This window comes from Streptomyces caeruleatus, from assembly GCF_001514235.1.
GTDB lineage: Bacteria > Actinomycetota > Actinomycetes > Streptomycetales > Streptomycetaceae > Streptomyces > Streptomyces caeruleatus.
On record NZ_KQ948927.1, the window covers coordinates 503,706 to 519,203 of the forward strand.

The 15,498-nt window shown below is 72.1% G+C and carries 14 protein-coding genes; 9 read left to right on the plus strand and 5 right to left on the minus strand.

Annotated elements, in window-relative coordinates:
• The first annotated feature begins 119 nt into the window (after nt 1-119).
• Entirely contained in the window at nt 120-1,091 is a 972-nt protein-coding gene (locus tag AQJ67_RS47640) for a hypothetical protein (protein ID WP_062719131.1), read from the plus strand.
• A gap of 361 nt (nt 1,092-1,452) precedes the next feature.
• Here the strand turns inward: AQJ67_RS47640 and AQJ67_RS14575 are convergent, their stop codons facing one another.
• Nucleotides 1,453-3,900, minus strand: coding sequence for a SpoIIE family protein phosphatase (locus tag AQJ67_RS14575; protein WP_079055961.1), 2,448 nt, complete (start codon nt 3,898-3,900; stop codon nt 1,453-1,455).
• Nucleotides 3,901-4,252: 352 nt separating this feature from the next.
• Between AQJ67_RS14575 and AQJ67_RS14580 the strand changes: the two genes are divergently transcribed.
• The 5 genes from AQJ67_RS14580 to AQJ67_RS14600 all read left to right on the plus strand — a co-directional run bounded on the left by AQJ67_RS14580 (nt 4,253) and on the right by AQJ67_RS14600 (nt 9,331).
• The gene (locus tag AQJ67_RS14580) at nt 4,253-4,501 is read left to right on the plus strand and encodes a response regulator transcription factor (protein ID WP_062719132.1); all 249 of its coding nucleotides are present in this window, start codon (nt 4,253-4,255) and stop codon (nt 4,499-4,501) included.
• A gap of 177 nt (nt 4,502-4,678) precedes the next feature.
• The gene (locus AQJ67_RS14585; protein ID WP_062719133.1) at nt 4,679-6,703 is read left to right on the plus strand and encodes an FUSC family protein; all 2,025 of its coding nucleotides are present in this window, start codon (nt 4,679-4,681) and stop codon (nt 6,701-6,703) included.
• A 97-nt stretch (nt 6,704-6,800) separates the two neighbouring features.
• Complete coding sequence (locus AQJ67_RS14590) at nt 6,801-8,165, plus strand: amidohydrolase (RefSeq protein ID WP_062719134.1); 1,365 nt, start codon at nt 6,801-6,803, stop codon at nt 8,163-8,165.
• Between the two features lie 136 nt (nt 8,166-8,301).
• Nucleotides 8,302-8,991, plus strand: coding sequence for a DUF899 domain-containing protein (locus tag AQJ67_RS14595; RefSeq protein WP_062719135.1), 690 nt, complete (start codon nt 8,302-8,304; stop codon nt 8,989-8,991).
• A gap of 154 nt (nt 8,992-9,145) precedes the next feature.
• Nucleotides 9,146-9,331 (plus strand): hypothetical protein, encoded by a 186-nt coding sequence (locus AQJ67_RS14600; RefSeq protein WP_062719136.1) that lies wholly within the window; start codon nt 9,146-9,148, stop codon nt 9,329-9,331.
• A gap of 14 nt (nt 9,332-9,345) precedes the next feature.
• On the opposite strand, the gene AQJ67_RS14605 is transcribed toward AQJ67_RS14600, so the two are convergent.
• The 3 genes from AQJ67_RS14605 to AQJ67_RS14615 all read right to left on the minus strand — a co-directional run bounded on the left by AQJ67_RS14605 (nt 9,346) and on the right by AQJ67_RS14615 (nt 12,602).
• Nucleotides 9,346-11,289 carry an ABC transporter ATP-binding protein gene (locus AQJ67_RS14605; RefSeq protein WP_062719364.1) on the minus strand — a complete coding sequence of 648 codons (1,944 nt, stop codon included), beginning with the start codon at nt 11,287-11,289 and terminating at the stop codon, nt 9,346-9,348.
• Nucleotides 11,290-11,535: 246 nt separating this feature from the next.
• Nucleotides 11,536-11,973, minus strand: coding sequence for a hypothetical protein (locus tag AQJ67_RS14610; RefSeq protein ID WP_062719137.1), 438 nt, complete (start codon nt 11,971-11,973; stop codon nt 11,536-11,538).
• Nucleotides 11,964-12,602, minus strand: coding sequence for an ATP-binding protein (locus AQJ67_RS14615; RefSeq protein WP_062719138.1), 639 nt, complete (start codon nt 12,600-12,602; stop codon nt 11,964-11,966). The genes AQJ67_RS14610 and AQJ67_RS14615 overlap by 10 nt, the downstream gene beginning before the upstream one ends.
• A gap of 377 nt (nt 12,603-12,979) precedes the next feature.
• Here AQJ67_RS14615 and AQJ67_RS14620 point away from each other — a divergent pair, with 377 nt between their 5' ends.
• The 3 genes from AQJ67_RS14620 (at nt 12,980) to AQJ67_RS14630 (ending at nt 14,971) form a co-directional block, all read left to right on the plus strand.
• Nucleotides 12,980-13,840, plus strand: coding sequence for a helix-turn-helix domain-containing protein (locus tag AQJ67_RS14620; RefSeq protein ID WP_062719139.1), 861 nt, complete (start codon nt 12,980-12,982; stop codon nt 13,838-13,840).
• Entirely contained in the window at nt 13,841-14,095 is a 255-nt protein-coding gene (locus AQJ67_RS14625) for a DUF397 domain-containing protein (RefSeq protein WP_062719140.1), read from the plus strand.
• An 87-nt stretch (nt 14,096-14,182) separates the two neighbouring features.
• Nucleotides 14,183-14,971: an SAM-dependent methyltransferase gene (locus AQJ67_RS14630; protein ID WP_062719141.1), complete on the plus strand. Its 789-nt coding sequence runs from the start codon at nt 14,183-14,185 to the stop codon at nt 14,969-14,971.
• Nucleotides 14,972-15,003: 32 nt separating this feature from the next.
• On the opposite strand, the gene AQJ67_RS47645 is transcribed toward AQJ67_RS14630, so the two are convergent.
• A complete protein-coding gene (locus AQJ67_RS47645; protein WP_159058767.1) occupies nt 15,004-15,300 on the minus strand; it encodes a PEP-utilizing enzyme in 297 nt (98 codons plus the stop codon).
• Between the last annotated feature and the right edge of the window lie 198 nt (nt 15,301-15,498).

Sequence of the window (15,498 nt, forward strand, 5' to 3'; positions counted from 1 at the left end):
AACGTGACCAAGTGGGATGAAACGGGCCTACTGGAAGTGCGCCTCACCGGAAACGCCGGATCGAACGAGGCACCGGGGCACCGGGGCACCGCCAAGGGCCACTCACTCCAGAAGGAACCATGAACTCTTCCACCCGCACTCGCGACAACGTCCGTTCCAATCGCCGTCTGGGCCTGACCATGGCGGCGGTGTCGGCCGCGGTCGTCACCGGAGGCGTCATCCTGCCGGCCACCGCCGCGACGGCGGCCCCGATGTCCTCCGGGTCGGTGGCGGCCGTGGCGCCCCAGGCCAAGGACAAGGACCGGGACAAGGACAAGGACGAGCGCAAGGACGAGCGCAAGGACAAGCGCAAGGACAAGAAGAACTACTGCTGGAGTGGTGAGCACAAGGAGCGCTTCAAGGAGGAGGAGCACCAGGACAAGGACCGCAAGGACAAGGAGCGCAAGGACAAGAACCATGACAAGTGGGAGAAGAAGTACCACTGCTGGGCGGGCGGCCAGAAGTTCTACTGGTCGGAGAAGTACGAGTGCTACTTCGTGGTGATCAAGCACGTCAAGCGCTACTTCTGGGACAGCCACAAGGACTACTACTACTTCGAGAAGCACGTCAACGAATGGAAGGTCGAGATCCACAAGCACTTCTGGGAGGACAAGGACCACTGGAAGGACGAGGACGAGGCGAAGGACAAGCACGAGCACGACGAGAACGGCGAGCACGGGGAAGAGACCGAGGACGGGACCGGGACGGAGGGAGGGACCGAGACCGGGACGGAGGAAGGGACCGAGGACGGTACCGAGGACGGCACCGAAGACGGCACCGACGCCGGGGACGGCACGACTGATCAGGGCACCGGGGACGGGACCGGTACCGAGACCGAGGACGGTACCGACGCCGGGGACGGCACGGCTGACCAGGGCACCGAGGACGGGACCGGGACCGGTACCGAGACCGAGGACGGCACCCAGACCGACGACGGCACGACCGAGCAGGGCACCGAGAACGGGGAAGGCACCGACACCGAGCCGCAGCCCCAGCCCGACGCGCAGCCCGAGCCCGAAGTCCAGGTCGACGAGCCCGCACCGGCCGCGTAAGTCCGGACGGCGGACGGCGGACCACGACACACACTCCGGACGGGGTGAAGGCACCGAGACCTTCACCCCGTCACGCTTTCCCGAAAGGAACCACCGCTCATGTCCCCCCAGCTCTGGCAGCGCGGCCTCGCCCAGATAGCCCACCCTCGCTCGATCACCCCCGGCGCGGCCCGTGCCGTATCCACGCACCCCCACGCGGAGTCCGGACCCCGCCGGCCCGTCGAGAGGCGGCACCCCGTGGGCCGACTGCCGGGCGCCGGCCCCCGTCATCACCCCCGAGCTCCCCCGCCTCCCCGTGAGCCTCCGAGTCGCCCCGACCTGCCCGACCTGCCCGGCGTCCCCGCCCCGGATCTTCGTCCGGTCAGGCCGGGTTGAGGAACTGTTCGGCCCAGACCGTCTTGCCGGTGGCCTCGTGCCGAGTCCCCCAGCGCTGGGCGAGCTGACCGACCAGCAACAGGCCCCGTCCTCCCTCGTCGAACACCCTGGCGCGGCGCAGGTGCGGGGCCGTACTGCTGGAGTCGAAGACCTCGCTGATCAGGGTGCGGCCCTCGTGGATCAGGCGCAGCCGGACGGGCTGGCGGCCGTAGCGCAGGGCGTTGGTGACCAGCTCGCTGACGACGAGTTCGGTGACGAACCCGGCCTCCTCCAACTGCCAGGCGGCCAGCTGGTCGGCGGCCAGCCGGCGGGCCCGGGCGACCACCGTGGGTTCGAAGTCCAGCTCCCAGGTGGCGACCCGGTCGGCGCCGAGGCAGCGGGTGCGGGCGGTGAGCAGGGCGATGTCGTCGTCCGGCGGATGGGTCAGCATGGCGGCGAGGAGCCGGTCGCAGACCGTGTCCGGCGTCGGGGCGGGGCGCGCGAGGGTGGCGAACATCTTGTCCAGGGCCTCGTCGATGTCGTGGTCACGTGCCTCGAGCAGACCGTCGGTGTACAGCGCGATGAGGCTGCCCTCGGCCAGTTCGGTCTCGACGGTCTCGAACGGCAGGCCGCCGAGGCCCAGGGGCGGGCCGGGCGGTACGTCGAGGAAGCGCACCGCGCCGTCGGGCGCGACCACGGCGGGCGGGGGGTGGCCGGCCCGGGCCAGCGCGAGGCGGCGGGAGATGGGGTCGTAGACCGCGTACAGACAGGTGGTGCCGATCCCCGCGGCGCCCTCCGCGGCCTCCTGCGGCCCGGCCTCCTCGGCGGACAGGTGCACCACGAGATCGTCGAGGTGGGTCAGCAGTTCGTCGGGCGGCAGATCGACGTCGGCCAGGGTGCGCACCGCCGTACGTACCCTGCCCATGGTCGCCGCGGCCCGGACGCCGTGACCGACCACGTCGCCCACGACCAGGGCCACCCGGGCGCCCGACAGCGGGATCACGTCGAACCAGTCGCCGCCCACCCCGGCCCGGCCGCCGGCCGGCAGATAGCGGGTGGCGACGTCCAGGGCGTGCTGATCGGGCAGCGTCTGCGGAAGCAGGCTGCGCTGGAGGGTCATGGTGGTCGTACGTTCCCGGCCGCGCTGCCTCGCCCGGCGGATGCCCTCGGCCGCGGCGCTCGCCAGCTGCTCGGCCAGCCACACGTCGTCCGCGTCGAACGGCTCCCGGCGCCGGTGCCGGCCCAGCAGCACCGCACCGAGCATGCCGCCGCCCTGGGCGCGCAACGGCACCACCATCACCGAGTGCACCCGCGCCCGGCCGATCCAGGCGGCCTGCGGGTCCTCCTCAGCCCAGCGCGCGATGGCCGCCTCGCCCACCCCGTACACGGCCGCCTGCCCCTCGACCAGGCATCGGGTCACCGGTGAGACCGCCGGGTAGCGCACCGACTCTCCCGGTGTGACGCGGGCGCCGCCGTCGTCGACGACGGACCGCACCGCGACCCGGCTCAGCACGGCCCGCCCCGCCGACTCGGCCGACAGCACGGGGTCCGCCTCGCCGCTGCGCCGAAAGGCGTCCAGCACCTCGACCGCGACGTAGTCCGCGACGGCGGGTACGACCACCCCGGCCAGCTCCTGCGCCGTGCGCTCGGCGTCCTCGGTGGTGCCGATGCGGGGCAGGGCCTGAAGCAGCATCCGCTGCCGGGCCGGATCGCCGCCCGCCGTGTGGTACGCCACCAGGCACACCGCACGGACCTGACCCTCCGGGTCCTTCAGCGGAGCCAGTGACGCCGGCCAGCCGCCCTCCGCGCCCACACCCCCCGGACCCATCACATCCGCGACATGCTGCACGCCGCCCCCGTCGAGCACCAGCCGCATCGCTGCCTCGGCCCGGTCGCTCAGCGGATGCGGTGCGAGCTCCGTCAGACGCCAGCCACGCATCTCCTCCGCGCTCAGCGACAGCGCACCCTCAAGGCCGGCGTTCGCCGCCACCAGCCGCAGCTCCCGGTCGAACACGCCCACGCTGCACGGAAGTTGGCGCAACACCCACTCCCCGAGCATCCCGTCCCTCGGCAGATCCTCACCCGGCGGCGACGACGACGGCCCCCCGGCCGCGCCCGCCACCACCAGCCACTCGGCCGCCGCGCCACGGGACGTCCTCCGGTGCGCCAGCAGCCGCCGCGGCAGCTGGCGCCCGTCCCGGTGCCGCAGCACCGCCGAGCCGCTCCAGCCCCGCCGCCCGGCCGCGACCCGCCGTACCCGTTCCTCGATGTCATCGGCCACCAGCCAGGCCGCAGGGCGCCCCACCACCTCGGCCGGTCCGTAGCCCAGGAGGCGCCCGGCCCCCTCGCTCCACCCCGTCACGATGCCCCGCTCGTCCACCGTGGCCGTGCACGGCTCCTGCGGCGCGACGCTCGCCCGTGCCCACTCGCCGGAACGGGAGGAAGGACGCGTCATCACCGCTCCTCTCACCGTTCACCGCTCACGTGCGGGCACCGCCCCCTGACCAGCATGATCCCGGCGCACACCAACCACAACCGGAGGCGGTCCCGGCACGCGACCGCGCCTGTGACACGCCTGTGACAGCGGGCGGACGTGGTGATGACCTCGCCCAAACATTCTCTTTACAAGGGGCAAAACGCAGCATTCAGGCATTCAGGCATTCAGGCATTCAGGCCTTCGGGCATTCGGGCCTTCGGGCATTCAGTCACTGCCGGCCATTGCCCTCTGCTTCCAAGGGTGTGAGCAGAAACGACCGCGCCGACCAGCCGGTGAACCAACCGCGCCGACCAGCCGGGAGAACACCCCCATGCATCCCACCCCCACCGCGATCCCCACCACGACCTCCACCGCGACCCCCACCACGACCCCTTCGCTCACCCCGCGCGAACTGGAGACCCTGCGCCACATCGCCGCAGGCCGCACCTACTGCCAGACAGCTCGCCACATGGGCCTGTCCCAGCACACCGTCGACACTTACCTGCGCCGCATCCGGGCCAAGTTCGACGTCAACACCACCGCCGAACTCACCCGCCTCGCCATGGCCCTCGGCCTGTAGGGCCGGCCCGGCGCAGTTGCGTTCATAAAGAACGCGGCCTTTCCAGGCATCGTCACATCCCCGAAATACGACCGTCCCATCTCCTCCAGGACTGCGATCTACGGTGGGCGGCACAGCCCGCCGCCCGGCCACCGTCGCCCGAAGGCACACCCCCGCCCTCGCCCCGACAGGAGCCCCGTGTCCCGCCCCGCACTCCCGGCCCTCGCCCTCCCGCCCTGGCTCGCCCACGCGCTGCGCGCCCAGCGCGGACCCGTGCCCTGGAACGCGGTCCTCCGAGGGGCCCTGGCCGCCGGTCCCCTCCTCCTCGCCGCGGTCCTCGCCGACCGCACCTCCCTCGGCGTGGTGGCCGCCATCGCCGCCATGCTCGCCGGCGTCAACGACCGCCCCGGCAGCCGCCGCGCCTCCGTCAAGCGGCTCGGGATGCCCGCGCTGGCCGGGGCCGCCGGGCTGCTCGTCGGCACATACGCCGGTGACCACCTCGGCGCCGTCCCGCTCACCCTGCTCCTCACCGGCCTCGGCCTCCTCGCCGGCGGCATCAGCGCCCTCGGGTCCGTCGCCTCCGCCGCCGGTACGCAACTCCTCGTCGCCTCCGCCATCGGAGCCGGGATGCCGTTGCCGGAGAGCGGGTGGCAGCGGGCGCTCGTCTATCTCGCCGGTGCCGCCTGGCTGCTCGGGCTCCGGCTGGCCCTGCCCACCCCTGGCTCCCTCGTCGGGGACTTCCGTTTCGACGGGGAGCGGGACGCCGTCGCCGATGTGTACGACGCCGTCGCGGACCTCCTCGACGCCGTCGGCACCCGGGACGCCGTCGCCCGCCGTGTCGCGCTCACGGCCGCCCTCGACCACGCACAGGACGCCCTCACGGGACCCCGGCTGCGGCGCTACGCCTCCTCGTCCACCGAACGACGGCTGCACGCGCAGTACGCCGCCGCCCTGCCCCTCGCCGAGGCCGCCACCGCGCTCGCCTGGGCCGGGGAGGGCGTAGCCGAGCGTGCCTCCGAAGGGCCGCGCAGGCTCGCCGCGGCCGTACGCGGCAACACGCCCACCGGCCCCCTCCCCGCGCCCTCCCGTTCCGCGCCCGCCCTGCGTGCCCTCGACGACGCCCTGCTGCACGCCGCCGAGGCGTTCGACCGGGGCCGCGGGCACAGCGACCTGCACACCCGGCGTCGTCGTACGGCCAGGGACCGGGTCCGGGCCGTCCTCGGGGCCGGCGGACGGGAGTACGGCCTGCGGGTCGCGCTCGGCTTCGGGGCCAGCGCCGCCATCGCCCAGGCCCTGCACCACGCCCAGTGGTACGGCCAGCACGAACACTGGTACTGGCTCCCCGCCACCGCCGTCTTCCTCGTCAAGCCCGACCTCGGCCCGCTCGTGTCCCGGGTGCTCTGCCGGGCCGCCGGCACCGTGCTGGGAGCCCTTCTCTTCGCCGGGTTCGCGGCCGTACTGCCCCGCCCCGAGGGCCTCGTCGCGCTGGTCGCCCTGAGCGGCGCCCTTATCCCCGTCGCCACCCGCCACTTCGCCGCCCAGACGGCCGTCGTGACCGTGCTCGTACTCGCCCTGGTCATGGTCGGCGGCGAGCCACAGGCCTCCGCGAGCCGCATCGGCGAGACCCTTCTGGCCTGCGCGATCGTGCTGGTCGTGGGGCACCTTCCGATGCCGGGCCAACGAGGCGGAGGCGTCCGCGCACGCCTCACCGAGGCGCACCGGGCCGCGCACGCCTACCTCGCCCATGTTCTGCGCGAGGCGGATGAGGCGGATGAGGCGAATGAGGCGGACGAGGCGGATGAGGCGAATGAGGCGGACGAGGCGGACGAGGCGGACGGAGATCAGGGTGCTCACGGTGGCCGCGTACAGGATGTGCGCGAGTCGAGTGCGAGTCGGGACACCCGGACAGCATCCCGTGCCCTCCGCTGGACGCTCCGTCGCGAGGCCTACCGGGCGCTCGCCGAGGCGCGTACCGCCATCGCCCTCGCCGCAGCGGAACTGCCCGCGCTCGCCCGGCACTCGGAGGGTGCCGACGACGTCGTCGCCACGCTGGAGCGGCTCGTCGACGCGAGCACCGCGTGCGCCGTACACCTCGACGACTCGGGTCGGCTGACGCCGCGGGACGGCGCTCAGCTCACCGAGTTGCTGGCGGAACTCGCGGAGCAGCGGGAACGGGTCGGGCCAGGTGGGCCCGGGGCTTGCGAGGTGCCGGTCGCGGGCTGAGGCCGACGTGCCCGGGCGGCAGGCCCGCGCGACAGCGCCGTGCCGGGATGCGCGGTTCACCTCACGCGGTCCGACGACCGCGTCGTACGTTGACGTGATGACGCCTTCTCCCGCGGAAGCTCCTGCCGACCTCATCGTCACCGGCTGCACCGTCCTCCTGCACGACGACCGAGAGCGGATCGGGTTCGAGGAGGACGCCGCGATCGTCGTACGCGGCGGTGTCGTCGAGGCCGTGACCACGGCGGACGCCGTACGCGACCGGCCCGCCGCCGAACGCCTCGACGCGTCGGGTCAGGTCGCCCTCCCCGGCCTCGTCAACTGCCACACCCACGCCCCGATGGTGGCCCTGCGCGGGGTCGCCGAGGACCTGCCCACCGAGGAGTGGTTCAACGACGTCGTCTGGCCCATCGAGTCCAACCTCACCGAGAAGGACGTGGAGTTGGGGGCGCGGCTCGCCTGCGCCGAGATGATCCGGGGCGGCGTCACCTGCTTCGCCGACCACTACTTCTCGATGCACACCGTGGCCGCCGTCGTCGAGGAGTGCGGCATCCGGGCCCATCTGGGGGAGGCGTACTTCTCCTCCCAGGGCCCCCAAGGGCGGGAGAAGTCACTGGAGTTCGCGCTGCGGCACCGCGACTCCGCCGACGGCCGGATCACCACCACCCTCGCCCCGCACGCCCCCTACACCGTCGACGACGCCGACCTGGCCGCCACCGCCGAACTCGCCCGCGAGCACGGCCTCCCCGTGCACCTGCACGCCGCCGAGAACCGCGACCAGGCCGAGACCAGCCTCGCCCGCCACGGCGTCACCCCCGTCGAGGTGCTCCGGCGCACCGGGATCCTCGACGTCGACGTCCTCATCGCGCACGGCACCGGCATCCTCGACCGCGACCTGCCGATTCTGCGGGACGCCTCCGGCCGCACGGCCGTCGCCACCGCGCCCCGCGGCTACCTCAAGTTCGCCTGGCCCACCACCACACCCGTCCGCGCCCTGCACGACATCGGCATCCCCGTCGGCCTCGCCACGGACGGCGCCGCCTCCAACAACTCCCTCGACGTCTGGGAGTCGATGGCCCTCACCGCCCTCCTCCAGAAGTCGACCACCGGCGACCCCCGCTGGCTGACCTCCCGTCAGGCCCTGCACCACGCCACCCTCCAGAGCGCCCGCGCCCTCGGCCTCGGCGACACCCTCGGCACCCTCGCCCCCGGCCGCCGCGCCGACATCATCCTGGTCGACCTCACCGGCCCCCACACCCAGCCGGTCCACGACCTCGCCGCCACCCTGGTCCACAGCGCCCGCTCCTCCGACGTCCGCACGACGATCGTCGACGGCCGGATCCTGATGCGCGACCGGGAGCTGCTGACGATCGATGTGCCCGCGGTGGTGAGGGAACTGGGGGAGCGGCTGCCGGCCCTCCTGGACCGCAGCCACGGCGGGCGGATCCAGGAATACGACACCTGAAACGTCCTCGTTTGAAACGTCCTCGTATGAAGCGTCCTCGTTTGAAACGTCCTCCGAAAAAATCCGCGCCCCGCGATGAGTTACGCCCCTCCCAGCGGTCACCACCCGGAACGGACCGTTGCGAGGAGGGGCGTCCATGTCGCTTCCGGAGGTCGTGTCGCGTGCGCGGTGGCGCGCGGCACGTGAGGAACTGCTGGTCAGGGAGAAGGCGGCCACGCGTGCGCGTGACGCGCTCAATGCCGAGCGGCGCAGACTGCCGATGGTCGAGGTGGAGGAGGAGTACGTCTTCGAGGGCGGCGACGGCAAGGCCGACCTGCTCGACCTCTTCGACGGGCGGGACCAACTCGTCGTCTACCACTTCATGTTCGCCCCCGAATGGGACGCCGGGTGCCGCAGCTGCTCGGGATTCCTCGATCAGATCGGGCACCTGGCCCACCTCAAGGCGCGCGGCACGACCCTCGCGGCCGTGTCCAGGGCGCCGTACACGAAGATCCTGCCGTTCAAGGCGCGCATGGGCTGGACGGTGCCTTGGTACTCGTCCTACGGCAGCGACTTCAACCACGACTTCGAGGTGACCCTGGAGCACGAGGGCGAGCTGGTGGAACGGCCCGGTGTCAGTTGCTTCCTGCGGGACCGGGACCGGGTCTTCCACACCTACTCGACCTATGAGCGCGGTCTGGACGGGCTGGGCTCGACCACCGGCTTCCTGGACCTCACCGCGCTGGGCCGGCAGGAGGAGTGGGAGGAGCCCAAGGGGCGTGCGTCGGCCCTTGGGGCACCTGCGGGCAGTGAGCGCATCCGGTATCACGACGAGTACGAGGACTGACACGGGGCGTAGCGGTTGATCATCGAGGGTGAGCGCGCGCTCACACATCGCGGTGAACGAGTGTCAACTACGTCTCAGTCCCGTCACCGGGCGAGGCGATTCACCTCCGGCAGGCGTTAACTCCTACAAGTACGACGCTGATCGGAGGTGCAGGATGGTGAACGGGCGAACAGTGCTCGAACGCTTTCCCGCGGGCGGGCCGCGGGGTTCGTGGCCGGCGGAGGAGTTCGCACACGCGCGGCGGATGGAAGGCCTGCCCGCCGAGGTCGTCATGGACCTCGCGACGGACGCCTTCCTGGTGATCGTCCGCGGTGACGTCCCGCTCGACGCCGCCGCCTGACCCGCCGGTGCGGGTCAGCCCGCCTTCGGCGCGGGCACCCGCGAGGTGAACTGCTCCGCCTGGAGCGAGTACAGCTCCGCGTAGACACCGCCCGTGGCCAGCAGCTCGTCGGGCGTGCCGGACTCCACTAGCCGGCCCTGGTCGAGGACGTGCACCAGATCGGCGTGGCGGACGGACGCCAGCCGGTGCGTGATGAGGACGACCGTCTGCCCGGTGGAGGCCAGGGCGCGGATCTTCTCGAAGACCTCCAGCTCGGCTCGCGCGTCCAGAGCCGCCGTCGGCTCGTCCACGATCAGGATGCGGCCACGCCGGTACGCCGCCCGGGCGATACCCAGCCGCTGCCACTGCCCGCCGGACAGCTCGTGCCCCCCGCTGAAGTTGCGCGCCAGCAGGGTGTCCAGCCCGCGCGGCAGATCGGCCACCACGTCCTCGGCCCCGGCCTCGCCCAGCGAGGCGGCCAGCCGCTCCTCGGTGAGCGGCGCGGAGGAGCGGCCCACGGCGACATTGACCCGGGCGGTGAACGGCCAGCGCTTGAAGTCCTGCGCCACCATCGCGATGCGCTCGGCGAGCTCGTGCCGGTCGGCGGTCGCCGCGTCGACGTCGTCCCAGAGGATGCGGCCCCGGTCCGGGGTGTACAGCCCCGCCAGCAGCTTCACCAGGGTCGTCTTCCCGGAGCCGTTCTCGCCGACCAGCGCGACGATCCGGCCGAGCGGGAGGGTGAGCGTGACGTCGTTCAGGGCGGGGCGGGCGGACTCCCCGGGGTAACTGAAGCTGACCTTCTCGAAGCGGATCTCCGTCGGATCCTCGGGCAGCGCGACCCCGCCCACCGGAATCGCCCGCTCGGCCGCCTCGACGTACAGCCGCTGGAGATCACCCACGAACAGGGCCTCCTCATGGAGCGCGTTGACCTCCAGGACGAGGCTGTCGAGGCTGGAGGAGCCGGTGCGGATCGCGATGACGGCCGTACCCGCCACGGAGAGCGCCATCGCGCCGGCCAGCAGCAGCCCGCCCAGCGTCGCGTACGTCGCGACGGTCGCGAGCCCCGTCCACGCCGCCGCGATCAGCCCCGTACGCGCCGCGAGCCGGGCCAGCCGCGCCTGCTCCGCCTCCGCCGTCTCCGACATCGCCCGGTAGTGCCGCAGCAGGAAGGGCCCGACGCCGTGCACGCGGATCTCGGGTGCGGCGGCCGGCTCGGTCAGCAACCCGCTGATCAGATGGCCGGCGCGGGAGTGCTGCACCCAGGTGTGGAAGGACTCGTAACGGCGCCGGGCGTTGGTCAGGGCGCTCCAGGCGCTGGGCAGCGTCATGGTCGCGAGGAGGGGCAGCAGGGCGGGATGCAGCACGGTGAGCACACCCGCCGCGGCGATCAGCGAGATGGCCGCGTTCACGACCCGCGTGCTGTACGAGATCATGCGCCGGGCGGACCCGGCCCCGTACTGCGCGGTGTCCAGCAGCTTGTGAAAGGCGTGGTCCTCGATCGCGGCCAGCTCCACCGCCGCCGCCCGCTCCAGATACAGCTCGGTCGCCACCCGCTCCACCTTGGGCTCCAGCCGCCCCGTGGCATACGTGGACGCGGCCCGCAGCAACGTCGAGACCACCATCACCGCCGCCATCGCGACCAGCGCGGGAACGGCACCCCGTAACCGCTCCTCCAGCGACCCGCCCCCGATCAGCCGCCCCAGCACGCTGTTCACGGCCAGCAGCCCCACCGCCTGCCCCAGACCCCGCCCCACCTCGGCCACCAGCACCGTCCGCGCCGCCCGCCGGTCGGCCTGCCACGCGAGCCGGAAGCTCGACGCCAACAACGACGGCAGCCGCGTCACCATCGCCCGGAAGTTCAGCTCCAGAAAGGCGTCCCGATGTTGGTTCCACCCCATGTCGTACCGCAGCGGCCCCCCGAACAACAGCCGCTCCGACTCCGAAACCCCAGCCTCACCAGCACCACGCTTCTTCCCCACCACACACCCTCCCCCGACCGACGGAGGGCCACTATGGCGGGCCGGGGATGAGCAGGGGAGGGCGCGAGCGGACCTGGCAGGCGCGCGCGGGCGTGCACTCTCAGCCTGTCCGGCGTTTGAGGACGAGGCCCGGAGGGCCGACGGGGGTCCAGGGGGCGGAGCCCCCTGGCGGGGTCGAAGGGGCGGAGCCCCTTCAAGGGATGGGACGGGTAGGGGCGGCGGGGGCGAGAAACGACCGTAGAAGCCCTACGCCGAGATCTGCCGAGACCAGGACGGCGTAATCCCCATCACCCGGCACAACGCCAGATACAGCGGAATCGGCGGCGTGTAAGGCACCGACCCCTCCGGCCGATGAATCAACCGAGGCGTGTCCAGCACCACCGCCCCCGTCGAGTACCGCACAGCCCCCGGCCACTCCAACGCGTAATCGGAATCCGACGGCACGATCCACCACCAGTGCGCCTCATCGGCGTACACACACCCCACCCGAGGCAACCGAGGCATGATCAGCGGCCCGAACCGCGCCGGCACCGCCACCGCGTCACACCCCAGCGGCGCCGTCATCCCGTCCGGCACGGGCAGTCGCCGAGGCGCGGCCGAGGCGGCGGGCAGAGCACGGCGAAGACGGACCAGCGTGTCCAGGCTCAGCACCTGACCGCCGCCGGACACGCCCCTTACAGCCATGTGGACCCCGTTCCCCTGCCGTACCGCGCCTGCGCCTCGTCCTCGTCGCCGGACCCCCCGGACGGCCCCGGCTTGGGCCGGGACCCCCACCCGAGATCGTTGTACGGCCCTGTCCCGGCGTCGGAAGGGTCGGGAAACCCGGCAGCGCGCGCCAGATCGGCCCAGACCACGAGACCGGCCCCCTGCTCATGGGCCCCCCACGCATGACAGAGGGCGTCGATGAGCAGTAGCCCCCTGCCGTGCTCGTCCTCGGGGCGCGCGGCCAGCGGGTGCGGTTCACCCGGCGCGCACCCTTCGTCGCGTACGGCTATTCGCACCAGGTCGGCACCGTCGTGCAGCTCGCACACGATGTGCTCGCTCGCCGTGTGCACGATCGCGTTGGTGACCAGCTCGGACACGACAAGGGCTGCCGTGTCGCAGGTGTCCTCGCACACCGCCCAGCCGTTCAGCCGCGCCCTGGTCAGGCGTCTGGCCTGCGCGGGCGAACCCGGATGCGCGGCCAGTTCGAAGCGGAACCGGCGCTCGGCGGCGGTGCCCCGCTGGGGCCCGACCGCCGGGGCGGCACCGAGGCCGTGGGGGGCCGCGGCGGCGTCTGTTCCTAAGGGCGGGGACGGAATCACGCTTGCCACTATCGCCCCGCCGTGAACACTTGGCAAGTGTCACTCTGAAAAATGCAGAGTGCTGTGTGACTCTCTGGAAGGCCGTGGCACACTGCTGGCAACAGCATGTCGAACGGCGCCAGTTGGGATCACCGAGGATCGTCCGGTTCTGCCGAGGTCCTCGAATAGGTCTTCGAATGGCGCCGTCGGCCTGTCAGGATGCAGCCGACCGGCCGGATCAGCCGACCGGCCAGGATCCGACCGGCCGGATCAGCCGACCGGCCAGGATCCGGTCGGCCGGATCAGCCGACCGGCCAGGATCCGGTCGGCCGGATCAGCCGACCGGCCAGGATCCGGTCGGCCTGTCAGATTTCAGTCGATGGGATTTCGTTTCGTGGAGGTGGAGCGTGAGCGAGCCGCGGTCCGCGCCTACGGTCGGCCAGGTCGTTCTCGGCCGTCGCCTGCTCGACCTGCGTGAACGCGCCGGGCTCAAGCGCGAGGAGGCCGCCCGCGTCCTGCGCGTCGCCCCCGCCACGGTCCGCCGTATGGAAATGGCCGAGGTGGGGCTGAAGATCCCGTACCTCCAGCTGCTCCTGAAGGCCTACGGCATCTCCGACGACGAGGCCGAGGCCTTCGTGCAGCTGGCCGAGGAGGCCAACAGACCCGGCTGGTGGCAGCGGTTCCACGACATCCTGCCCGGCTGGTTCTCGATGTACGTCAGCCTGGAGGGCGCCGCCAGCCTCATCCGGTCGTACGAGCCCCACTTCGTGCCCGGTCTGCTCCAGACCGAGGACTACGCGCGCGGAGTGCTGAGATCGGGCGCCATCGGCCAGACCAGCCCCGACGACATCGAGGGCCATGTCGCCCTGCGCATGCAACGCCAGCAGCTGCTCACCCGGGAGGACGCGCCCCGACTGTGGGTCGTGATGGACGAGACCGTACTGCGCCGCCAGGTGGGCGGCCCGGAGGTGATGCGTGCCCAGATCGACCGTCTGCTCGAGGCCACGAAGCTGCCCAACGTGACGTTGCAGGTGGCCCCGTTCGCGAACGGGCCGCACCCCGGCACGTACGGGCCCTTCGTGCTGTTCCGATTCGCCATGTCAGAACTGCCGGACATGGTCTACAGCGAGTACCTGACCGGCGCCGTCTACCTCGACGCGCGCACCGAGGTGGCGACCCACCTGGAGGTCATGGACCGCATGGCGGCGCAGGCCGCTACGGCGCATCGCACGAAGGGGATCCTCCGGGATCTCCGCAAGGAGCTGTGAATGGATCGCATCAAGCCGCGCATACAGGTCTACAACGGCATGCCCGCGCGGGACTTGGGCAGCGAAGGCTGGCACAAGCCGTGGAGCGGCGGCAACGGAGGCAACTGCCTGGAGGCGATGAAGCTCGCCGACGGCCGGATCGCCGTCCGTCAGTCGACCGACCCGGACGGGCCGGCGCTGATCTACACCTCGGCCGAGATGACGGCGTTCATCGAGGGCGCCAAGGCGGGGGAGGCGGACTTCCTTCTCTCCTGAGCCGTTTGAGTCACTTGCCTGCCCTGAACCGTAACTACCTTGATCTGGTGCTTAGTTGATAATCCATTGCGTCTTACGGAGTGCCTCATGACTGCGATCGACACCAGCAAGCCGCATCCCGCGCGGATGTACGACTGGTATCTCGGCGGCAAGGACAACTACCCCGTCGACGAGGCCATGGGGCAGCAGATGCTCGCCCTCGACCCGCGCGTCCCGGTGATGGCGCGGGTCAACCGGGCGTTCATGCACCGTGCCACCCGCTGGCTCGCCAAGAACGGCGTACGCCAGTTCCTGGACATCGGCACCGGAATCCCGACCGAGCCGAACCTTCATCAGATCGCCCAGGGGGTCGCCCCCGACGCACGCGTCGTCTACTGCGACAACGACCCCATCGTGCTGGCCCACGCGGCCGCCCTGCTGCGCGGCACGGCGGAGGGCGTCACCGAGTATCTGCAGGCCGATGTGCGCGATCCGGACGCCATCGTCGAGGGCGCCCGGAAGATCCTGGACTTCAGCCGTCCGGTGGCCCTCTCCCTCGTCGCGCTGCTGCACTTCGTCTCCGACGAGGACGGCGCGCACGAACTGGTCCGCCGACTGCTGTCCGAACTCCCCTCGGGCAGCTACCTGGTGGTGTCCCACGCGACCGCCGACTTCACCCCCGAGGAGTCGAAGGCGGCGACCGAGAAGCTGAAGGCGGCCGGCGTCACGCTGGCCCTGCGCTCCCGCGAGGAGTTCGCCCGCTTCTTCGACGGCCTCGAACTCGTCGAGCCCGGCGTCGAGGTGCCGCACCACTGGCACCCCGAGCTGGGGGAGCCGGTGCCCGGGCAGAACGACGGGGTCATCCCCGGGTACGGGGCGGTGGGGCGCAAGCCCTAGGCGTACTGCCGGCCGTGCTTACAGGTACGCCCTCATGCGCCGCGGAGCGGCCACCAGGCGGTGAGCCGGGAAGGGGGCGGTGAGCCGGGGACGGGGGCGGTGAGCCGGGAACGGGGCGGGAAGTGACGCGCGGCGTCGTCCGTGGCGCCGACGACCGCCGGTAGCCCGAACTCCCTTGCCAGGAACGCCAGATGGGATGACCGGCTGCCGGTCTGGGCGACCAGGCCGGGGCGACCGGTGAGGCCGGGCAGCAGCGGGGGCGAGCGCGGGTCCAGGGTGCGTACGACCAGCACGGCGTCTGTCGGGCGGGGGCCCGTGCCGTCCCTCACCGTCCCCGCGACGCGGCCCGGCGGACACGCCCCGCAGGCCTTCGCCCCGGCCGGCCCCGCGCTCGGCGACCACGACCTGACCGTCCGCGAGCCGGAACGCGGCCGGCGGTGGGCGCGAGGGGGGGAGGGGGGGGCGGATCGGGCCCGCGGCACGCGCGCGTGGAGGTCGCGGGGCACGGTACCGCCGCCCGGCAAGAC